Source organism: Pseudomonas sp. 21LCFQ010 (assembly GCF_024129905.1).
Classification (GTDB): Bacteria; Pseudomonadota; Gammaproteobacteria; order Pseudomonadales; family Pseudomonadaceae; genus Aquipseudomonas.
Genome location: NZ_JAMYDZ010000002.1, coordinates 129,897 through 148,510, shown reverse-complemented (window position 1 = coordinate 148,510; position 18,614 = coordinate 129,897). Strand labels below are relative to the sequence as shown.

The window sequence follows — 18,614 nt, the reverse complement described above, 5'->3', positions numbered from 1 at the left end:
ATTCGAACGCGGCGAATGATAATCGCTGCGCAGCAGAATCCATAGTGCCCTGCTACTGAAGGTCACGGCCCGCTTTGCTTGCCAGGCACACTGATACGATCCTGCAAACGGGCCAGCTCAGCGTCGATGGCGCGCAATCGGGCTTTTTTCTGATCAACGCTCAGCGTGCTGGCCGCCACTTCAGTGCGCTGCTTGAACAACAGCAACTGGCGGATCGGTAGCAACTGATCGTTGTCCGAGGCAATGAACGAGGTTTGCTGCAGCCCTTTGAGCACCGCTTTTTCATGCTCGTTAGCGCCATAGCTCAGCAGGAAGCTGCGAATTTTTGCTCGGCTCTGCTGGCTCAGCGACGTGCGCCACAGGACCGGGTCCGAAGGGATCAACCGGGATTTCCAGATGATCTTCAACTGGCTCAATTGCTCGGGATGGGTCAGTTGCAGGCGGTCCCAGTTTTCGCTGTTGAAGCTTGCGGCATCAAGTTTACCGTTGGCAACATCCAGCGCATTGGCTTCGTGGCTCTGATTGACGGTGCGCTTGAACGCCTTGGCCGGGTCAACCTGCTGGCGAGCGAAAACGTAATAACCGGGCACCAGATAACCTGAAGTCGAATTCAGGTCGCCGTTACCAAAGGTCAGTTGCGGTGCAAGGCGCAGCAAGTCGCCGACGTTATTGACCGGGCTGTCTTTACGCGCGATCAGCAGACCGTAATAACCAGGCATACCGTGTTCCATGGCGGTCTGGGCGAAAACCTCGGCACCGGAATGATCCACCGCCTCCACCGCAGCCATGTTCCCCAACCAGGCAACATCGATGCGCTGCGCCCGCATGCCTTCGATCAAGTGGGCGTAGTCACTGGCAAACACCGCCTCCACCGGCAAGCCCGTCTGGCGCGTCATGTCGTCGAGCAACGGCTGCCAGATGGCGTGCAGGTTTTCTCTGGACTCGGTGGACAGCAGGCCGAAGCGGATGGCTTGCTCCTGGCCGTGAGCGCTGGTCAGCAGACACAATGCCAGGCTAACGACAGACACCAGCAGACGCACTAGGCGGTGCAACATGCAGAGGCTCCCAAAATGACCAGCAGACTTGATGCCGAGCAGCCTGGCGGATGACAGGCTGCGGCCGCGCGGTGCAACGCAGTGTACCGCCCCGCGCTTGTATCACAATTTGTTGCCAATTCAATGACATGCGCCTGCGATCAGCAATCGTTCAGGCGCTGCGGTTCAGATGCGGAACGAGCCTACCAACTGCTGCAAACGACGGGTCTGCTGCTCCAGCGAGTTGCAGGCCTGCAAGGTCAGCTTGAGGTTATCAACGCCTTGCTGGTTGAGGCTGTTGATCTGGCTGATGTCCATGTTGATCGACTCGACCACCGCCGTCTGTTGTTCTGTGGCGGCGGCCACCGACTGGTTCATCTCATTGATCTCGTCGATTCGCTGAGTCACGCTGCCCAGACGTTCACCGGCGCGGTTGGTGATGTCGACACTGGACTCGCTGTGACGCTGGCTCGCCAGCATGGTCGTTACCGCGTCCCGGGCACCGGTCTGCAGTTCTTCGATCATGCCCTGCACTTGCTGCGCCGAGTCCTGGGTGCGGTGCGCCAGGTTGCGCACTTCATCGGCGACCACAGCAAAACCACGCCCGGCTTCACCGGCCCGCGCCGCTTCGATGGCGGCGTTGAGCGCCAGCAGGTTGGTCTGCTGGGAAATACCAGTGATCACTTCGAGAATCTGACCGATATTGGCGGTCTTGCCGTTAAGCGCCTCGATACGCGCGCAGGACTCACTGATCTTGGCTGATAGCTCGTTCATCGCGCCAATCGATTGCTGCACCACCTGACGGCCGTCACCGGCCAGTTGGCTGGCGTCGCCAGACTTCTGCGAGGTCTGCGCCGCATTGCGGGCGATTTCCTGGGCGGCAGCCCCCAGTTCATTGATTGCCGCCGCCACGCTTTCGGTACGGTGCGCCTGCTCGTCGGAACTGCCAATCGATGAGTTGGAAGCCTGGACCACCTGATTGGCCACATCGCCCAGTTGCGCGGCGGTCGACGCCACTTCCCGGATCGAGGTGTGGATCCGCTCGACGAACTGGTTGAACGAACGCGCCAGCTCGCCGAATTCATCCTGGGAGGTGATATTCAGGCGCTTGGTCAGGTCGCCCTCGCCCGCCGCAATGTCACGCATCGCACTGCCCATCTGGTGCAACGGCTGCATCAGCACGCGGATCAGCAGCCCCAGAATCAAGATCACCGCCAGCACCACCACCAGCATCGCAGTGATGGCTGAGCTGCGGAATTCGCCGAGCATCGCATAGGCCGCGTCACGCTCCAGCACCAAGGCCACATACCAGCGGCTCGATGTCGGCCCTTCGACCGGGGTAAAAGCAATGATCTCGGCCTTGTCGGCCGACTCGATTTCGCTGACACCTGCCGCGACCTTCGGGGTGTTGTCCGGGTAGACCTCGCTGAGCGGCTTGAGCACCCGATTGGCGTCCGGGTGAATCAGGATCTTGCCGTCGGCGCTGACAATAAACGCATAACCATGACCGCCAAAGTTCAGCGAATTGATGGTCTTGCTGATGCTCTCCAGGCTGATGTCGGCCGCTGCAACACCGATCATTTGCCCTTGCTGGCTGACCGGGGTCGCAACGGTGACTACCAGTTTTCCGCTGGAGCTGGCGATGTAGGGTTCGGTCACGATGGTCTTGCCCGCGCCTTGCGCCGCCTTGTACCAACCCCGCGCACGTGGGTCATAGTCGGCCGGGCGGTTACCGGCGGGGATGGAGAACATCACGCCATCAGCGCCACCGAAGTAGCTCAACAGGAAGTTCTCGGTGTAGGCCGGCAGGTTGATTGCCCGGCGCAACTGCGCTTGTTCCTTGCCGTCAGCAGCGATCTGCTGGCCCATCGACTGCACCAGTTGGCCACGCCCCTCCAGCCAGGTCTGGATATTCTGAGTGGTCAATGTCCCCAACTGCTGCAATTCGCCCAGCACGTTGGTCTTCAATGTCTGCCGTTGCCGGTAGTCATTGACCACGATAAATACGGTAAACGCCACGCCCACGGTCAGTGCCGCCGCCAGCAGGATCTTCTTGCTGAAACCCAGACTTCTCATCATGTTGACTCTTTCCACAGGGCTGCATCAGGGAGGCAGGCACTTTTTTAAACAGGGGTGTTACCCGGCCAATCCTGCGGCACACAAGGTATAGGTATAACCGGTATAGAGCCCATAACGGCCTCTTGATATCACAGCAACGGCTGTATTTCATGACAAAACGTCCATCGGTCATGAAAAAGCCGCATGGCCTGCCAGCGCGTATGTTGCCTACCGGATGTTATCGGCATTGAAGCCGGGTTCTGCACCCGCGTGTGGATTGTTTCTCAACCTGACGCACGACCCGTGCAAGCCTGGAAATACTGACTATCGTTGCAATCATCCCGACGTGATGAGGATGCGCCCCATGGAGATTGAAAAACTGTTTGCCGACCTGCAGAGCCTGCCCAGCATCCCCAAGGTTGCCCAGGATCTGTTGCTGCAATTCGACAATCCTTCGTCCAACCTGGAAAGTGTTTCACGCAATATCGAAAAAGACCCGGTGATCTCCGCGAAGATCCTGCGGCTGGCCAACTCGGCACGGTTTCGCGGGTCGCGAGAATCGTCGAGCATCGAAGATGCTGCGATGCGCCTGGGCTTCAATACCCTGCGCACACTGGTGCTGGCTTCAGCGGTAACCGGCGCGTTCAAGGCGGTGCCCAACTTCGATCTCAAAGGCTTCTGGCTGACCAGCTTTCAGGTCGCGGGCGTGGCCCGGCTGCTGGCCAAGCAAAGCGGCGCCGACGCCGAAATTGCCTTCACGTGCGGGGTGATGCACAACATCGGCGAACTGTTGATCCAGACCGGCGCCCCAGCGGTGGCTGAACGTCTGAACAGCGCTGCAAGATCCGGATCGTCCGGCCGGGTGGCCAACGAGACCCTGCAACTGGGCTTCGGCTATCCGGAGGTGGGCGCAGAGTTGGCCAAGCGCTGGAACCTGCCCAAGGTGATTCAACAAGCCATCGCTTTTCAGGCCCGGCCCATGCAGGCACCCGACAACGCCCCGCTGCCACGGATCATCGCCCAGTCCATCGTGATTTCCGATGCCCTGAACGAACATGGCGGCCCGACCCCGCAAGCCCGCGAAGCGATCAGCGGCCCACTGTTCGAAGGCGTCGATCTGGACCGGTTGTTCGACAGCCTGCCGGCTGTGCTGGAGGCAGACAAGGCATTCGAGCAGTTGTTGAGCTGAGGCGCCGCTGTAGGAGCAGCCGGGCGGCGATCCGCGGAAGGGTTCCCGGCTGAAGCCGGTCCTACAGGGCTATCAGCATTCAGCCCCTGCGGTCGGAACATTGCCATCAATCGATGCACCAACGTATAGACTGCAACGAATGTAGTGAGCAGTTCTCATTCGCAGGAGGCTATGGATGGCGACTCGCAGAGCGGTATTGGGTGGCATGGCGGTGTTAGGGGCCGGGTTTCTGGTCAGCGGTGCCGGGCGCTTTGCGACGCCGCTCAATCCACCGTTGAGCGGTGCCCCGCCGCAGACCCGCGCTGTCCCGTCCAGCGCCGAGCCGTTGCCGGTGATCGGCATGGGCACCTCGGGCAGTTTCGATGTCGGCACCAGCCAGGCTGAACGCGATCCGCTGCGTGAAGTGTTGAAGACCTTTTTCTCCGGCGGCTCGACCCTGATCGACACGGCGCCCGGCTATGGCCGCGCCGAAACAGTGCTGGGTGACCTGCTCGCCGAGCTGGGCCTGCGTGACAAGGCGTTTCTGGCCACCAAACTGGCCGCGCACGGCCGCCAGGCCGGGCTGGCGCAATTTCAGCGTTCACTGGACGCGCTGCGCACCGACAAGGTTGAGCTACTGCAGGTGCACACCCTGCAGGACTGGCAGACCCAACTGGCGCTGATCAATGACCTCAAGGCCGAGGGCAAGACCCGCTACAGCGGAGTGACCCACTATCTGGAACACGGCCATGCAGAACTGGCAGCCGTGTTGCGCCAGAGCCGTCCGGATTTTGTTCAGGTCAATTATTCAGTGTCGACTCGCGGCGCGGAAAAAACCGTATTTCCGGTCGCCCGCGAGCTGGGCGTCGCGGTGCTGGTCAATCGGGCCTTCGATGACGGCAAGTTGTTCGCCCGCGTGCAGAACAAACCGCTGCCAGGCTGGGCCGCCGATGTCGGCATCATGTCCTGGGCCCAGGCGTTTCTGCGCTTTGCCCTGAGCGACCCGGCAGTCACTGCGGTGATTCCCGCCACTGGCCGACCGACTCGCCAGCGCGACAATTTGCTCGCCGGGTTTGGCGAGCCACTCAATGCTGCGCAGCGCCAGTCGCTCATTGACCTGATCGGCTGACCCATGCCCATTGCATTCGCTGCCCGCCTGCGCCGGCTATTGAATGTCAGCCCCGGTGAAGAACGAGTCGTCAGCCTGGGCCTGGCCATGTTCATGCTGCTGTTCACCGGCTATTTCATGTTGCGCCCAGTGCGCGAAGTGATGGGGCTGGCCGGCGGGGTCGATAACCTGCAATGGCTGTTTACCGCCACCTTCATCGCCACCCTGGCCGCCCTGCCGCTGTTCGGCCTGCTGGCTTCACGACTGAGCCGCAGAGCGCTGCTCAGTGCGGTATTCGGGTTTTTCGTCCTCAACCTGTTGGTCTTTGCCCTGCTCATCCAACGCGATCCAGATAACGTCTGGACCGGGCGAACGTTCTATGTATGGCTGTCGGTGTTCAACCTGCTGAGCATCTCGCTGGCCTGGAGCGTGCTGGCCGATGTGTTCAGCAGCGCGCAGGCCCGGCGGGTATTTGCCCTGATGGCCGGTGGCGCCAGTTTCGGCGGCCTGCTCGGCCCGCTGTTGGGCACTGTGCTGGTGGCGCCGCTGGGGCATGCCGGGTTATTGCTGCTGGCCGCCCTGTTCCTGGCTGGTAGCCTGCTGGCGGCCTTGAGCCTGCTGCGCTGGCGTGAGCGTGAGCCGCTGGAAGAAGATCGCGCTGAGCAACGCGACAAACCGCTGGGCGGCAATCCGTTTGCCGGTGCCACGGCGGTGCTTCGCTCGCCGTTTCTGCTCGGCATTGCCCTGTTCGTGATCCTGCTGGCCAGCGCCAGCACCTTTCTGTACTTCGAGCAGGCGCGTATCGTTGCCAGCCATTTTCCTGACCGCACTACCCAGACCCAGGTGTTCGGCCTGCTCGACACGCTGGTGCAAAGCCTGGCGATCTTTACCCAGCTGTTTGTCACCGGGCGTATCGCCCAGAAGCTGGGGGTGACCGTACTGCTGGTGGCGGTACCACTGCTGATCGCTGGCGGGTTCGTGCTGTTGGCGCTGTCGCCGGTGTTTGCGGTGTTCGCAGTGGTGATGGTGGTACGCCGCGCCGGCGAGTACGCGCTGGTCCGGCCGGGCCGGGAAATGCTCTACACCGTGGTGTCCGCCGAGCAGAAGTACAAGGCCAAGAACTTCATCGACACCGTGGTCTACCGCGGCGGCGACGCGCTCAGTGGCTGGCTCAAGCGCGGCCTGGATCTGCTCGGTGAGCATCCGGCGCTGGCGATGTACATCGGCGCCGGGCTGGCATTGCTCTGGGCGTGGGTCGGGCTGCGCCTGGGTCAGGCCCAGCGTCAGCGCGAAGGCAGCAGCATCAGCTACGCACCGCGCGATACAAAGCCCGAATCAGATCCGACTGGGTGATGATGCCTACCAGGCGTTGCTTGTCGTCGATGATCGGAATGTGCCGGTGACCGTTGTCGGAGAACACCGGCACCAGGTCGAGCAGCAGCCGGTCGCTGCTCGACACCCGCACGGTGCGGGTCATGATCTGCCCCACGGTACGGACCTCATCGTGCTTTTTCGGCCGCACCAGGGTGCGCAGGCGCCAGGCGATGCCATCGTGCACGTCCAGGTCGATCTGGCCCATGAAATCGGCAACCGTGACAATGCCCAGCAAATGCTGCTGACGGTCGATGACCGGCAAGGCCTTGATACGTCGTTCACGCATCAACGCCCAGGCTTCGCGAAGCGAGGTTTCCTGGCCGACGCTCAGCGGGTTCTGGGTCATGACATCGCGGCACCGCAGATCACCGACCGAGCGCTGGAAGTTCAGCGCCTCGACCTGCTCAAGGAGCACTTCCAGATCGTCGCGGCTGACGTCGAGGATCTGGTTGTAGCGGTCCAGCACCGCATCCAGGTCAGCGCGATGCAAATGGGTCGGCGCCGCCTTGGCCGGCAGCGGCAGATGCGGCCAACTGCGCCCGGTGAGGTTGTTGTAGACCAGCCCGGCCAGCACCATCAGCAACGAGTCGATCAGCACCGGGCTGAAGGCGAACTCGAAGCGGTCGCACCCCATCAGCACCATCAGCAAGGCCGAGGCGCCACCGGGCGGGTGCAGGCAGCGCATCAACAACATCACGGCGATTGCCAGCCCCACAGCCAGCGCCGCGGCCAGGCTGGCATCGGGAATCCACTTGCAGCAGGCAATGCCGACCAGCGCCGACAGGGTATTGCCGCCCACCACCGACCAAGGCTGCGCCAACGGGCTGGCGGGCACGGCAAACACCAGCACCGCACTGGCGCCCAACGGCGCGACCAGCGCCAGAGCCAGCAGGCCGTGTTCATGGGCGGCGTTGCCGTTGAGCCAGAACGCGGCACACACAGCAGCCAGCAGGATACCCAGCGCCGCACCGGTGCTGGCGCGCAGTCGTTCAAGGGCATCAATGGCATGGGGCGCAGGCCAGAATGCACGCAAAAAAGCGCTCAGACGGGCACGCAAACGGGGCTCGGAGGGTGTGGTTTCGGACATTGGGCTCGGCAGTCTGCAAAGTCGGAAAACAGCCGCCAGTGGACTTGACGGTCAGAATTTGAGCGTCCGATGGTAACGCGGATTGCCTGCGAGGGCGAATGGCAAGGGTAAATTCAATTCAAGTTGTGTACCCAGCACATTCGCTGGCAACCGGAGCGCCGGTTGCCGACGAATGCAGCACAGGCAGTTATTTCAACTGCAGCCCGGTCAGCAAGGCCTTGTGAAAGCGCTCTGGCTCTTCCATCTGCGGGGCATGGCCCAGGCCCTTGAATTCGACCAGTTCGGCGCCGGGAATCAGTTTGGCCACATCCTTGCCCAGCTGCTCATACTTGCCAATCTTCGCCTTGACCTCAGGCGGTGCGATATCGCTGCCGATGGCGGTGGTGTCGCGGTCGCCAATCATCAGCACGGTCGGCACCTTGAGATTGGCAAACTCGTGGTACACCGGCTGGGTGTAGATCATGTCGTAGATCAGTGCCGAGTTCCACGCCACGGCCTGCTTGCCAGGGCCGTTGAACAGCCCGGCGAGCATGTCTACCCACTTGTCGTACTCTGGCTTCCAGCGCCCGTCGTAGTAGGTTTTCTGCTCGTACTGGCGAATGCCTTCGGCACTGACTTTCAATTCCCGCTCATACCACTGGTCTACGCTGCGGTACGGCACGCCGACGGCCTTCCAGTCTTCCAGGCCGATGGGGTTGACCATCACCAGTTTGTCGGTCTGCGCTGGATACATCAGGGCAAAGCGGGTGGCGAGCATGCCGCCGGTGGAGTGGCCGACCAGCGCCACCTTGTCGATGCCCAACTGATCGAGCAAGGCGCGGGTGTTGAGCGCCAGTTGCTGAAAGCTGTACTGATAATGGCCAGGCTTGCTGGAGGTGCAGAAACCGATCTGGTCCGGGGCGATGACCCGATAACCGGCCTCGCTCAGGGTTTTGATGGTCGCCTCCCAGGTCGCGCCGCAGAAATTCTTGCCATGCATCAGCACTGCCGTGCGGCCATTGGCCTTGGCGCTCGGTGCGACGTCCATGTAGCCCATTTCCAGTTTCTGGTTCTGCGACTCAAAGGCAAACTGCTTGAGCGGGTACGGGTAGCTGAAGCCTTCCAGACGTTCGCCGTAGCTTGGGGTGGCGGCCTGCACCACGCCGGGCAAGATGATGGCGGCCGCCAGGGCGGCGATCTTTGCAACCTGCATCGGACAACTCCTTTTTCTGGGCCTGGCGTTTGAGCGAAACCCGCACGCCAGACAGGTAGGTGAACCCGGCAATGTACCGGAGCAGGTCCGCACTGCGGCGGCAAAATGCCCTGCCATGCCGAAAAGTCCATTACAAAAGATTAATGCCCGATGCGGGCAGCCGCTGGACGTCAGCGCTTGAGTCTTCTTAGACTTGGCGGCGACTGACCGGCGTGTTGGGTCCGGCTGAAGGAATCCTCTCGATGAATCGTAATGAACTGCGCAAGGCGGATATCAACCTGATGGTGGTATTCGAAACCCTGATGCAGGAACGCAATGTGACCCGTGCCGCCGAGAAGCTGTTTCTCGGCCAGCCGACGATCAGTGCCGCGCTCAACCGGCTGCGTAATCTGTTGGGCGACCCGCTGTTTGTCAGGATCGGCCACCGCATGGAACCCACCGCCCGTGCCCACGAGATCCTCCGCCACCTGACCCCGGCACTGGACGCGATGTCCATGGCCTTGAGCCTGACCCGTGAGTTCGAGCCGGCGCAAAGCACCATGACCTTTCGTATCGGCCTGTCGGACGATGTGGAGTTCGGTCTGCTGCCTGCCCTGCTCCGCGCCCTGCGCCAGGAAGCGCCAAACGTCGTGCTGGTGGTCAAGCACGCTGACTACTGGAATATCTCCGAGCTGTTGATGTCCGGCGAAATCACCGTAGGCGTCTGCCTGACCCGCGATCTGCCGGCCAATGCCAAACGCAAGCGCCTGCGCAACTGTCAGCCAAGGGTGGTGCGCGCCGACTACTCGACCACGCCGATGAGCCTGGACGAGTACTGTTCACGGCCACACGTGGTGGTTTCGCATGTAGCCAGCGTCAGCAGCTTCGCCGATGAGTGGCTGGAAGCCATCGGCCGCAAGCGTCGGGTGGTGATGTCGGTGCCACGTTTTACCAGCCTGCCCGCACTGCTGGCCGGCACTGACCTGATTGCCAACCTGTCGGACTTTACCGCCACGGCGATGAGTGAGCTGGGCTTGCTGCGGGATGAGGCGCTGCCCTTCGAGACACCAGGGCTGGACCTGTCGATGAGCTGGCTGAGCGTGATGGACAACGACCCGGCCGAGCGCTGGCTGCGCGAGCGGATCGAGGCGTTTATGGGGGAGCGGGGATAAAAGCTTCGCGTAGAAATGCTTCGCGGCTGAAGCCGCTCCTACGGGGTCAACCCGTGTAGGAGCGGCTTCAGCCGCGAATGGGTACAGCGCTAATGACGCGATGAATCAGCCGAAGCGACCGGTGATGTAGTCTTCAGTCTGACTCTTGCTCGGCTTGGTGAACATGGTGTCGGTGTCGCCATGCTCGATCAGTTCACCCAGGAACATGAACGCGGTGTAGTCCGAGCAACGTGCTGCCTGTTGCATGTTGTGAGTCACGATGATCACGGTGAACTGCTCTTTGAGTTCGGTGATCAACTGCTCGATACGACCGGTAGAGATCGGGTCCAGCGCCGAGGTCGGTTCGTCCAGCAACAGCACCTGCGGACGCAGGGCGATGGTCCGGGCGATGCACAGACGCTGCTGCTGACCGCCGGACAAACCGGTGGCGCTCTGCTTGAGCTTGTCCTTGACCTCATCCCACAGCGCGGCGCCGCGCAGTGCCTGTTCCACCCGCTCTTCCATCTCGCGACGCGAGAGTTTCTCGTGGTGGCGGATGGCGTAGGCGATGTTGTCAAAGATCGACATCGGGAACGGCACCGGCTTCTGGAACACCATGCCGACGTGGCTGCGCAGGCGGTTCATCGAGTAGCCAGGGTCGAGGATGTTCTCACCGTTGAGCAAGACTTCGCCACGCGCTTCCTGCTTGGGGTACATCGAGTAGATACGGTTGAACACGCGCAACAGGGTCGACTTGCCGCAGCCGGACGGGCCGATGATCGAGGTGATGCGCTTCTCGGGGATCACCATGTCGATGGACTTGAGCGACTTGTGATCGTTGTAGAAGAATTCCAGGCCACGTACCTGAATCTTGGTTTTTTCGTTCGCAAGAGAAAGAGTGTTCATCAGGACGCCTTATTGCGCAGAAGAATTAAGCGAGAAGCGAGGCTCAGCAGCAGCACGAACAGGGTCATGATCAGTGCGCCAGCCCAGGCCAGGGAGTGCCAGTCGTCGTACGGGCTCATCGCGTACTGGAAGACCACCACCGGAACGCTGGCGATCGGTTTGAGCAGGTCGCTGCTCCAGAACTGGTTACCGAACGCGGTGAACAGCAGCGGCGCGGTTTCACCGGTGATCCGCGCCAGCGCCAGCAGCACACCGGTGACCACACCGGCCTTGGCGGCACGCAGCACGATCTGCAGGGTCAGCTTCCATTGCGGCACACCCAGCGCCAGCGCGGCTTCACGCATGGTGGTCGGTTGCAGTTGCATCATTTCGTCGGTGGTCCGTACCACCACCGGGATCACCAGCAGCGCCAGGGCAATAGCACCGGCGATGGCCGAGAAACCGACGGTGTGGCCGCTGAATTTGTTGAGCGGCAGGATCACCACGGTGTAGACGAACAGGCCCAGAACGATCGACGGCGCCGACAACAGAATGTCGTTGATAAAGCGCACCGCGTTGCCCAGTTTGGAGTAACGGGCGAACTCGGCCAGCCAGACACCGGCCATCAGACCGATCGGAGTACCAATGACCAGGCCGATCAGCGACATCAGGATGCTGCCGTAGAAGGCGTTGGCCAGACCGCCTTCGACACCCGGCGGCGGGGTCATGCTGGTGAACAGTTGCAGGTTCAGAGCACTGACACCTTCAACGATGGTGGTAATCAGGATCCATACCAGCCACAGCAGGCCGAAGCCGGTCGCGGCGCAGCTGAGCACCATGGCGATGTTGTTCTTGAGCGCGCGAACCCGGTACAGGTTCTCGTTGGCTTTCTTGTCGCTCATAGGCCCTCCTTGCGCGACAGGCGAGACAGCATCAAGCGGGCCAGAGCCAGCACGATAAAGGTCACAACGAAGAGCAAAAAGCCCAGCGCGATCAGCGCCGAACGGTGCAGGTCGGTGTAGGACTCGTTGAATTCGTTGGCGATGACCGAAGCAATCGAGCTGCTTGGCATCATCAGCGATGGGGAGAACTGGATCGCGTTACCCAGTACAAAGGTTACCGCCATGGTTTCACCCAATGCGCGGCCCAGACCGAGGAACACGCCGCCGACCACCGCCGAACGGGTGTAAGGCAGGACGATGTCCCAGACCACTTCCCAGGTGGTTCCGCCCAACGCATAAGCCGACTCCTTGAGGGTGGTCGGTACGGTGCGGAACACTTCCTGCATTACCGAGGTAATGAACGGAATGATCATGATCGCCAGGACGATACCGGCGGTCAGCATGCCGATACCCAGTGGCGGCCCCTGGAACAGCACCCCTACCAGTGGCAGCGAGCCCAGTACGTCGTTGATCCAGGGAGAAATATGTGCGGCCATGAACGGGCCGAAAACGAACAGGCCCCACATGCCGTAGATGATCGAAGGAATACCGGCCAGCAGCTCGATGGCCGAGGCGATTGGCATGCGCAACCATGGCGGTGCAACTTCGGTCAGGAAGATGGCGATACCGAAACTTACCGGTACAGCGATCAACAAGGCCAGAAACGAGGTCACCAGGGTGCCGTAGATCGGTACCAGGGCGCCAAACTTGCCTTCGTTGACGTTCCATTCAGTGCTGGTCAGGAAACCGAAACCAAAGGTTTCGAAAGCCAGCTTTCCACCCCATAGAGTAGATGCCGCGATACAGCCCAGCAGTATCAGTACCAGCATCCCCGAAGCCTGCAGGGTACGCCGGAACCATACGTCATGGCGATGATCGCGCTGGGCGCGCTTTTCGCTGTCGGACTCGGCAGCGGTAAGCTCGGCGGACAGGTATTGGGTGTTTTCAGTCATTTCGATCCACTCGCAAGGGAAAGCCCCCGTCACCAGCTTGCATGGCTGATGACAGGGGTGAGCTACAAACTTGAAGCGCTGTTACTTGAACTCGGCTTTCCAGTAGTTCTCTACACGCTCAACCAGCGACTTCGGCAGAGCGACGTATTCCAGCTCTTCGGCTTGCTTCTGGCCGTTTTCCAGGGACCATTTGAAGAAGTCAAAAGCAGCTTTGCTCTTCTCTTCGTTCTTGGCCTGCTTGTACATGATGATCCAGGTGGTGGCAGTGATCGGCCATGCCGCTTCGCCCGGTGCGTTGGTCATGATCAGACCGAAGTCCTTGGCGCTCGCCCAGTCAGCGGTGTCAGCAGCGGCAGCGAAAGCCTTGGCGTCTGGCGTGATGAACTTGCCAGCGGCGTTTTTCAGCTGGGTGTAGGCCAGCTTGTTGGTGGTGGCGTAGGAGTGCTCTACGTAACCGATCGAACCTTTGATCTGCTTGACGTAAGCAGAAACACCTTCGTTACCCTTGCCGCCCACGCCCACTGGCCATTGAACGGTAGAGCCGAACTTCAGCTTCTCGTTGAATTCCGGGCTGACTTTGCTCAGGTAGTTGGTGAAGTTGTAAGTGGTGCCCGAGCCGTCGGAGCGACGAACAACGGTGATGGCGGTGTCTGGCAGGGTCAGGCCAGGGTTCAGCGCGACCAGCGCCGGGTCGTTCCACTTCTTGATTTCACCCAGGAAGATCTTGGCCAGCGACGGGCCGTCGAGCTTGAGCTTGCCGCTCTCAACGCCTTCAACGTTGACGATTGGCACGATACCGCCGATCACGCTAGGGAACTGGCCCAGGCCGGCAGCAGCCAGGTCTTCAGCCGACATAGGGGCATCGGAAGCACCGAAGTCAACGGTCGCAGCCTTGATCTGAGCGATACCGCCGCCCGAACCGATCGACTGATAGTTGATGCGGTTCTCGGAGTTCTTGCTGTAGTCCTGGGACCACTTGGAAATCACCGGAAAAACGAAACTCGAACCTGCGCCCGTTACGTCGACCGCGTGAGCCATGCCACTCAGGCAAAGCGAAGCGAGCAGGACAGACAAGCGTGTTTTAGTCAGCAGTGTCACGGGAATACCTCGATCCAGGAGAAAGTTTGGTGGTTACCAAGAAGGCCCGATGCGGATTTAAAACCTGAAATGTTTCTGTTTAATGACAAACAGTCGACATCGCGTGCCGCGCCCCGCTTTTTACTGCTTTCAAAGGCTGAAAAAACCTGCTGAAAAGCGCATATCGCCCCGTGTTTACGGGAGGTTCATGAGCAGCAGTCAATTTAGTGGCAAACCGCCAACACTCAGCGATAGCCGATAGCCATCTCTGTAGCAGAACTGTCAAAAACCTGTTTTCCGAGCATTTTCAGGACGGCTGCGGAGAGAGAAAAAACAACGCTACACGCAGTCTTTTATGGGGTGGTATTAATGCAGGTGCGGAGATTGGTCTACCGTTTGTCGGCTGGCATGGCACCTGGACACGACTGCCCATGCCCAACACATGTACGCCCTACCCCTACAGGAGTTAACACCATGACCATGCGCACGAACCGCCTGACCGCTCTGGCCCTTGCTGGCTTGTTGACTGCTTTTACCGGAGCCGCCATGGCCGGTTCCACCGGCCCGACCAACCCGGTCAATCCGAACGCCACCAAGCTGCCGGGTACTGATGCGGCACCGACCACTGACCGCAACAGTTCCAACACGCAAGGTGCCAAGACCACCCCACGTGAGTCCGGCACCGATGTGCAACACGGTTCGGATCATGGCAAAACCGGCCATGACAACCATGGCACCAGCACTCCGAAAGCCACCACGACGCCGTCCGGCAAACCTGTCGTGGAATGACCTCTGGCCGGGCGAAGCACTGGCTTCGCCCGCCGCGTTCAAATGCTGCGAACTGACACTCGGGTCGCTTGCCAAGCCTGCGTGATAGCCCTGCGTGATAGCTATGACAAACAGGGCGTTTGCAGCGTCCCTTCCATCACCGGGATGGCGTCTGCCGCTTGTTGCACGTGTTCATCGGCATCGAGTGCCCATTGCACGTAACACACCTGCACCGGCATATCGTGGCCGGCACAGAACTCAAGCCAGCGCAGCTGGTTGTCCTGCAAGCGGTCGCCGGGGCCTTTGACCTCGATCATTCGGTAGCGGCGCTGGTACGGATAAAACTGGATCAGGTCTGGCATGCCGGCACGATTGGCCTTGATATCTTGCAGCAAGCGCTGGAACCACTGGCGCAAATGCTCGGCGGGCAGGCATAGCAAGGCCAGCTCCAGCAGCTCCGGGGTCAGTACGTTCCAGAACACGAAGGGCGACTGCAAGCCAAACTTGCTGCGGTAGTGGTCACGAATGATCGCTTGCCAGGCATCGGAATCAAGCGCCGCCAGGCAGGCATCGAACAAAGGCATGCGACGCGCATGAAAATCCGGGCTGTGCAGGTCGCTAGGGCCAGTATGGAAAGGATGAAAGAATGCGCCCGGCAGCGGCGCGAAGATCGCCGGCCAGCACAGCAGGCCAAACAATGAATTGATCAGGGTGTTCTCGACGTAATGCACCGAGGCGCCCTCCTCGGCCAGATGCCTGCCAGCCAGGTGCTCTACACTCAAACCGGGTTCCGGCGGCAGGTTCAAGTCGATACGCACAGGCTCACGCGCCTTGGTCCGGCGCTCGACGGTCAGCCCGAGCTTGCGCTGCAGGCGCGGCAGCACACGTTGCAGGTGCTGGACCTCGGCGTCACTTTCCGGCGCGCTGCGGGCCAGATCGAGCAGCACCATGGCCTGGCTGTACTCAGCGCTGCGCTCCAGCACCCGGATACGCCGCGAACGCGCACCGGGATAGTCACACCCGGCATATACCGCCAATGCCAGCGGCCAGTCTTGCAGGCGCTCGGCCTGCTGACCGATATGAAACAGCAACTTGTTGCGGCGCATGCGCAACCACGCATTGTCAGTGTCGATGGCCAGCGCGCGCTCAGCCAGATCAGCGAGCACCTCGCCCAGTTCCAGCGCTTCGCGGCAGGCATGCAATTGCAGGCACACGTCGATATCGGCGCGGCAGACAATGCCGCGCGAGTCCTGGGAAAAATCCACCGTCTCGTAGCGATACACGCCCAGGTCGGCGAGTACGAACTCCGACCATTGCTGGTGCAGGTTGCCGAAGTACAGCAGCCGCAGGCGATCGCAGACCGGCATGATGGTCAGGCTCAAAACCTGGTCATCAAGCTGCGGATACCAGCAGGCCAGTGGTTGTGCCTGCGAATGAACCGGCAGCAGTTGCTCGAGCCACTGGCTCTTGCGCTGCGCGCCCTTGATGGCGTGGGCCTTGAAGCAATCCGCCAGTTCATCCTTGCGCAACAGGCCGAACACCTGCTGTAGATCCAGCGCAGGCTCAGCATCGATCCAGCCGAGCTCCAGTAACGGCTGCACGGCCAGAAGCGTGTCACCCAGCTCGACATAATCGAGTTTGCTGGCGCGAAACAACACCCCTTTGCGCATCACCATGCGTACCAACAGCCCCTGAGCACTGACCGGCAAGCGGGCAAAGGCTTCGATGAAACGGCGCTCCTGCTGGTCGAGCAGGTCGTCATAGCGCAGTGCGATCCAACCCAGCACCTGCTGGAAGTTGACCAGGTAATACAGCGGATTATCGAGGGGCGAACTGTTCACAAGCGGTATCAGGCAACGATGGAAATGGCACCAAGGATACTGGCTATTTATACACAATACAGCCCGCTACCACTCGGCCCGATCAGTGGCAAGACGCCCGTCAGCCTGTCATCCTTGAACGACACCCACCGTTGAGGAACGCCATCATGCCTGCACCGCTGATCTATCTGGCCGGCTTCGATGTGTTCCGGCGCAACCCGATTGAACACGGCCGCTACCTCAAGGATCTGTGCGCCGCCCACGGCATGCAGGGCTTGTACCCGTTCGACAACCAGGTCGAACCGGGGCTGGTGCCTCAGCAAACCGCCCAGCTGATCTATCAGCAGAACATCGGCATGCTGCAACGCTGCACCGCGGTGCTGGCCAACCTCAATGCCTTTCGCGGCCTGGAGCCGGACTCCGGAACCGTATTCGAGATCGGCATGGCGGTCGCGCTGGGCAAACCGGTGTGGGCGTACTGCAAGCCGCTGGTGCCCTTGCGCGAACAGGTTGCCCACGATCAACAAGGCTATGACCAGCAAGACCTGCTGGTCGAAGACTTCGGCCTGCCGCGTAACCTGATGCTGGCCTGCAGCTGGGTCGGCGTCAGCACCAGTGTCGAACTGGGTGCTGAAGCGCTGGCCCGCTATCTGAGCCGGACCGGCAGCTTCAGTTGACTGAGGAGGAGCCGATATCGCCCGTGTCCAGCTTGTCAGCGTCAGCAAAATCGTCCAGGCCGAGCAAGTCTGGGTCGAGGTAGATTTCAGCGTCCGGGTCTTCGTCGGCGTCGGCATCGTTCAATGGCGAGCGGTCACCGCCGAAGTGCAGCTCAAAGCGAATCAGGGCCGGATGGGGGAATGGGCAGTCCATGGCGGGGCTGGCGTGGTACATCGTGTTCATGCTCCTGTCTGTAACGTCTCAAGCAATTGTTATATCAGCAAAATCAGGAGCGCGCGCGCGGCGCGGCGGCAAAATTTCGGGCAAATCTGTTCGATGCTCAGGATTCAGGTCCTGATCACGCCCAGCTGAGAAAATCCCGGCCATGGTCGCGCAGCAACGCCAGCATGTCCTGCGCCGCCGGCGTCTGATAAGCGCCGCGCCGCACGGTCACCCCGACGGTACGCTTCATGGTCGCTTCGCTGATCGGCACCACCCGCAAGTGCTGCATGTTATGGCCATATTCGACACTCTCCCGGGCAATGAAGCTGAGCAGGTGGCTCTGGGCAATCAGGCCGGGCAACAGTGAGATGGAATTGGCCTCGATCTGCACCACCGGCAGCGGCAGGTTGTGGGCAGCGAACGTGGCGTCCAGCCATTTGCGCGACGACACGCCAATCGGCGGCAGGACCCAGCGGTAGTCACACAGGTCACGCATCTGCAAGGCACTGTCGAACACCGGATGCTGCGGGCTGGCAATCACCACCAGTTCGTCGTCGAACACCGGAAAACTGATGAGCTGTTCGCTGTCGGGAATCAGCGAGCAGATGATCATGTCCAATTGCCCTTCGTTAAGCGCCTCGCGCTGCAGGTCGTCCTGGCCGATCACCAGCTTGAAGGTCAGGTCCGGGGCGCGCTGTAACAGCGCCTGGGTCAGCTTGGGCAACAGGTGTTCGGCCATGGTCGCCGCGCAACCTACGCGGATAGTGCCAACCAGGCCGCTGGCAAAATCGCGCACTTCCCGTTGCGTCTGGGCGATGCTCAGTTGCAACTCCTTGCCGCGGGCCTTGAGCAGCTCACCGACCGGGGTGAGCTTGATGCGTCGCCCATCACGCTGGAACAACCGGGTACCGAAGGACTCTTCGAGACGCTGGATGCTTTTGGTCAGTGCCGGCTGGCTGCGGTTGAGCTTCTCCGCCGCCCTGCCCAGATGCCCCAGCTCGGCAATGGTTTCGAAATACGTCAGGTCGCGCAGGTCCATAATCGATCAACAATAGTTATAGATTCATGATTATTAGAAAATAGACTTGATGATTTCAAGCCCGGATAATTGCTGCATCTGATCCGCAATGGATCGCGTCA

17 protein-coding genes are annotated in these 18,614 nt (G+C 60.8%); 6 read left to right on the top strand and 11 right to left on the bottom strand.

Going from position 1 to position 18,614, the window contains the following annotated elements; translation table 11 throughout:
• Positions 1-62: 62 nt before the first annotated feature.
• Positions 63-1,055: a phosphonate ABC transporter substrate-binding protein gene (phnD, locus tag NJC38_RS03475; RefSeq protein ID WP_253111607.1), complete on the bottom strand. Its 993-nt coding sequence runs from the start codon at positions 1,053-1,055 to the stop codon at positions 63-65.
• 165 nt (positions 1,056-1,220) lie between these two features.
• Positions 1,221-3,110 carry a methyl-accepting chemotaxis protein gene (locus NJC38_RS03470; protein WP_290447132.1) on the bottom strand — a complete coding sequence of 630 codons (1,890 nt, stop codon included), beginning with the start codon at positions 3,108-3,110 and terminating at the stop codon, positions 1,221-1,223.
• Positions 3,111-3,456: 346 nt separating this feature from the next.
• Between NJC38_RS03470 and NJC38_RS03465 the strand changes: the two genes are divergently transcribed.
• The 3 genes from NJC38_RS03465 (at position 3,457) to NJC38_RS03455 (ending at position 6,721) form a co-directional block, all read left to right on the top strand.
• Entirely contained in the window at positions 3,457-4,281 is an 825-nt protein-coding gene (locus tag NJC38_RS03465) for an HDOD domain-containing protein (protein WP_253111603.1), read from the top strand.
• Between the two features lie 175 nt (positions 4,282-4,456).
• Positions 4,457-5,389, top strand: a complete 933-nt coding sequence (locus tag NJC38_RS03460; protein WP_045492610.1) for an aldo/keto reductase — start codon at positions 4,457-4,459, stop codon at positions 5,387-5,389.
• A gap of 3 nt (positions 5,390-5,392) precedes the next feature.
• On the top strand, positions 5,393-6,721 hold the full coding sequence (locus tag NJC38_RS03455) for an MFS transporter (RefSeq protein ID WP_253111601.1): 1,329 nt from the start codon (positions 5,393-5,395) through the stop codon (positions 6,719-6,721).
• On the opposite strand, the gene NJC38_RS03450 is transcribed toward NJC38_RS03455, so the two are convergent.
• Together NJC38_RS03450 and NJC38_RS03445 are read right to left on the bottom strand one after the other, a co-directional pair.
• Entirely contained in the window at positions 6,672-7,829 is a 1,158-nt protein-coding gene (locus NJC38_RS03450; RefSeq protein WP_084710143.1) for an HPP family protein, read from the bottom strand. The genes NJC38_RS03455 and NJC38_RS03450 overlap by 50 nt on opposite strands.
• Before the next feature lie 187 nt (positions 7,830-8,016).
• Positions 8,017-9,021, bottom strand: coding sequence for an alpha/beta hydrolase (locus NJC38_RS03445; protein WP_253111599.1), 1,005 nt, complete (start codon positions 9,019-9,021; stop codon positions 8,017-8,019).
• A 242-nt stretch (positions 9,022-9,263) separates the two neighbouring features.
• On the opposite strand from NJC38_RS03445, the gene NJC38_RS03440 reads away from it, so the two are divergent.
• Positions 9,264-10,172, top strand: coding sequence for a LysR substrate-binding domain-containing protein (locus tag NJC38_RS03440; protein WP_253111597.1), 909 nt, complete (start codon positions 9,264-9,266; stop codon positions 10,170-10,172).
• A 105-nt stretch (positions 10,173-10,277) separates the two neighbouring features.
• Here NJC38_RS03440 and pstB read toward each other — a convergent pair whose 3' ends face one another.
• The 4 genes from pstB to pstS all read right to left on the bottom strand — a co-directional run bounded on the left by pstB (position 10,278) and on the right by pstS (position 14,028).
• Positions 10,278-11,057 (bottom strand): phosphate ABC transporter ATP-binding protein PstB, encoded by a 780-nt coding sequence (pstB, locus tag NJC38_RS03435; protein ID WP_045492623.1) that lies wholly within the window; start codon positions 11,055-11,057, stop codon positions 10,278-10,280.
• Positions 11,057-11,938 (bottom strand): phosphate ABC transporter permease PstA, encoded by an 882-nt coding sequence (gene pstA, locus NJC38_RS03430; RefSeq protein WP_045492626.1) that lies wholly within the window; start codon positions 11,936-11,938, stop codon positions 11,057-11,059. Before pstA ends, pstB begins: the two co-directional genes overlap by 1 nt.
• Positions 11,935-12,930: a phosphate ABC transporter permease subunit PstC gene (pstC, locus tag NJC38_RS03425; RefSeq protein WP_045492629.1), complete on the bottom strand. Its 996-nt coding sequence runs from the start codon at positions 12,928-12,930 to the stop codon at positions 11,935-11,937. Before pstC ends, pstA begins: the two co-directional genes overlap by 4 nt.
• 81 nt (positions 12,931-13,011) lie before the next feature.
• Positions 13,012-14,028 carry a phosphate ABC transporter substrate-binding protein PstS gene (pstS, locus tag NJC38_RS03420; protein ID WP_045492632.1) on the bottom strand — a complete coding sequence of 339 codons (1,017 nt, stop codon included), beginning with the start codon at positions 14,026-14,028 and terminating at the stop codon, positions 13,012-13,014.
• Between the two features lie 453 nt (positions 14,029-14,481).
• Here pstS and NJC38_RS03415 point away from each other — a divergent pair, with 453 nt between their 5' ends.
• Entirely contained in the window at positions 14,482-14,796 is a 315-nt protein-coding gene (locus NJC38_RS03415) for a hypothetical protein (RefSeq protein ID WP_253111595.1), read from the top strand.
• Between the two features lie 101 nt (positions 14,797-14,897).
• Here the strand turns inward: NJC38_RS03415 and NJC38_RS03410 are convergent, their stop codons facing one another.
• A complete protein-coding gene (locus tag NJC38_RS03410) occupies positions 14,898-16,616 on the bottom strand; it encodes a VRR-NUC domain-containing protein (RefSeq protein ID WP_253111587.1) in 1,719 nt (572 codons plus the stop codon).
• 146 nt (positions 16,617-16,762) lie between these two features.
• Between NJC38_RS03410 and NJC38_RS03405 the strand changes: the two genes are divergently transcribed.
• Positions 16,763-17,272, top strand: coding sequence for a nucleoside 2-deoxyribosyltransferase (locus NJC38_RS03405; protein WP_253111584.1), 510 nt, complete (start codon positions 16,763-16,765; stop codon positions 17,270-17,272).
• Here the strand turns inward: NJC38_RS03405 and NJC38_RS03400 are convergent.
• Positions 17,265-17,495: a hypothetical protein gene (locus tag NJC38_RS03400; protein WP_253111582.1), complete on the bottom strand. Its 231-nt coding sequence runs from the start codon at positions 17,493-17,495 to the stop codon at positions 17,265-17,267. The two genes, NJC38_RS03405 and NJC38_RS03400, sit on opposite strands and share 8 nt — an antisense overlap.
• Positions 17,496-17,610: 115 nt before the next feature.
• A complete protein-coding gene (locus tag NJC38_RS03395) occupies positions 17,611-18,513 on the bottom strand; it encodes a LysR substrate-binding domain-containing protein (RefSeq protein ID WP_045492644.1) in 903 nt (300 codons plus the stop codon).
• Positions 18,514-18,614: the final 101 nt, after the last annotated feature.

Bases quoted from the DNA above. Each gene is read 5' to 3' on its own strand.
- NJC38_RS03395 (WP_045492644.1), bottom strand. From the start codon at position 18,513: ATGGACCTGCGCGACCTGACGTATTTCGAAACCATTGCCGAGCTGGGG.
- pstA (WP_045492626.1), bottom strand. From the start codon at position 11,938: ATGAGCGACAAGAAAGCCAACGAGAACCTGTACCGGGTTCGCGCGCTC.
- pstB (WP_045492623.1), bottom strand. From the start codon at position 11,057: ATGAACACTCTTTCTCTTGCGAACGAAAAAACCAAGATTCAGGTACGT.
- NJC38_RS03440 (WP_253111597.1), top strand. From the start codon at position 9,264: ATGAATCGTAATGAACTGCGCAAGGCGGATATCAACCTGATGGTGGTA.
- NJC38_RS03470 (WP_290447132.1), bottom strand. From the start codon at position 3,110: ATGAGAAGTCTGGGTTTCAGCAAGAAGATCCTGCTGGCGGCGGCACTG.
- NJC38_RS03405 (WP_253111584.1), top strand. From the start codon at position 16,763: ATGCCTGCACCGCTGATCTATCTGGCCGGCTTCGATGTGTTCCGGCGC.
- NJC38_RS03460 (WP_045492610.1), top strand. From the start codon at position 4,457: ATGGCGACTCGCAGAGCGGTATTGGGTGGCATGGCGGTGTTAGGGGCC.
- NJC38_RS03415 (WP_253111595.1), top strand. From the start codon at position 14,482: ATGACCATGCGCACGAACCGCCTGACCGCTCTGGCCCTTGCTGGCTTG.
- NJC38_RS03400 (WP_253111582.1), bottom strand. From the start codon at position 17,495: ATGAACACGATGTACCACGCCAGCCCCGCCATGGACTGCCCATTCCCC.
- pstC (WP_045492629.1), bottom strand. From the start codon at position 12,930: ATGACTGAAAACACCCAATACCTGTCCGCCGAGCTTACCGCTGCCGAG.
- NJC38_RS03445 (WP_253111599.1), bottom strand. From the start codon at position 9,021: ATGCAGGTTGCAAAGATCGCCGCCCTGGCGGCCGCCATCATCTTGCCC.
- phnD (WP_253111607.1), bottom strand. From the start codon at position 1,055: ATGTTGCACCGCCTAGTGCGTCTGCTGGTGTCTGTCGTTAGCCTGGCA.
- NJC38_RS03465 (WP_253111603.1), top strand. From the start codon at position 3,457: ATGGAGATTGAAAAACTGTTTGCCGACCTGCAGAGCCTGCCCAGCATC.
- NJC38_RS03450 (WP_084710143.1), bottom strand. From the start codon at position 7,829: ATGTCCGAAACCACACCCTCCGAGCCCCGTTTGCGTGCCCGTCTGAGC.
- NJC38_RS03455 (WP_253111601.1), top strand. From the start codon at position 5,393: ATGCCCATTGCATTCGCTGCCCGCCTGCGCCGGCTATTGAATGTCAGC.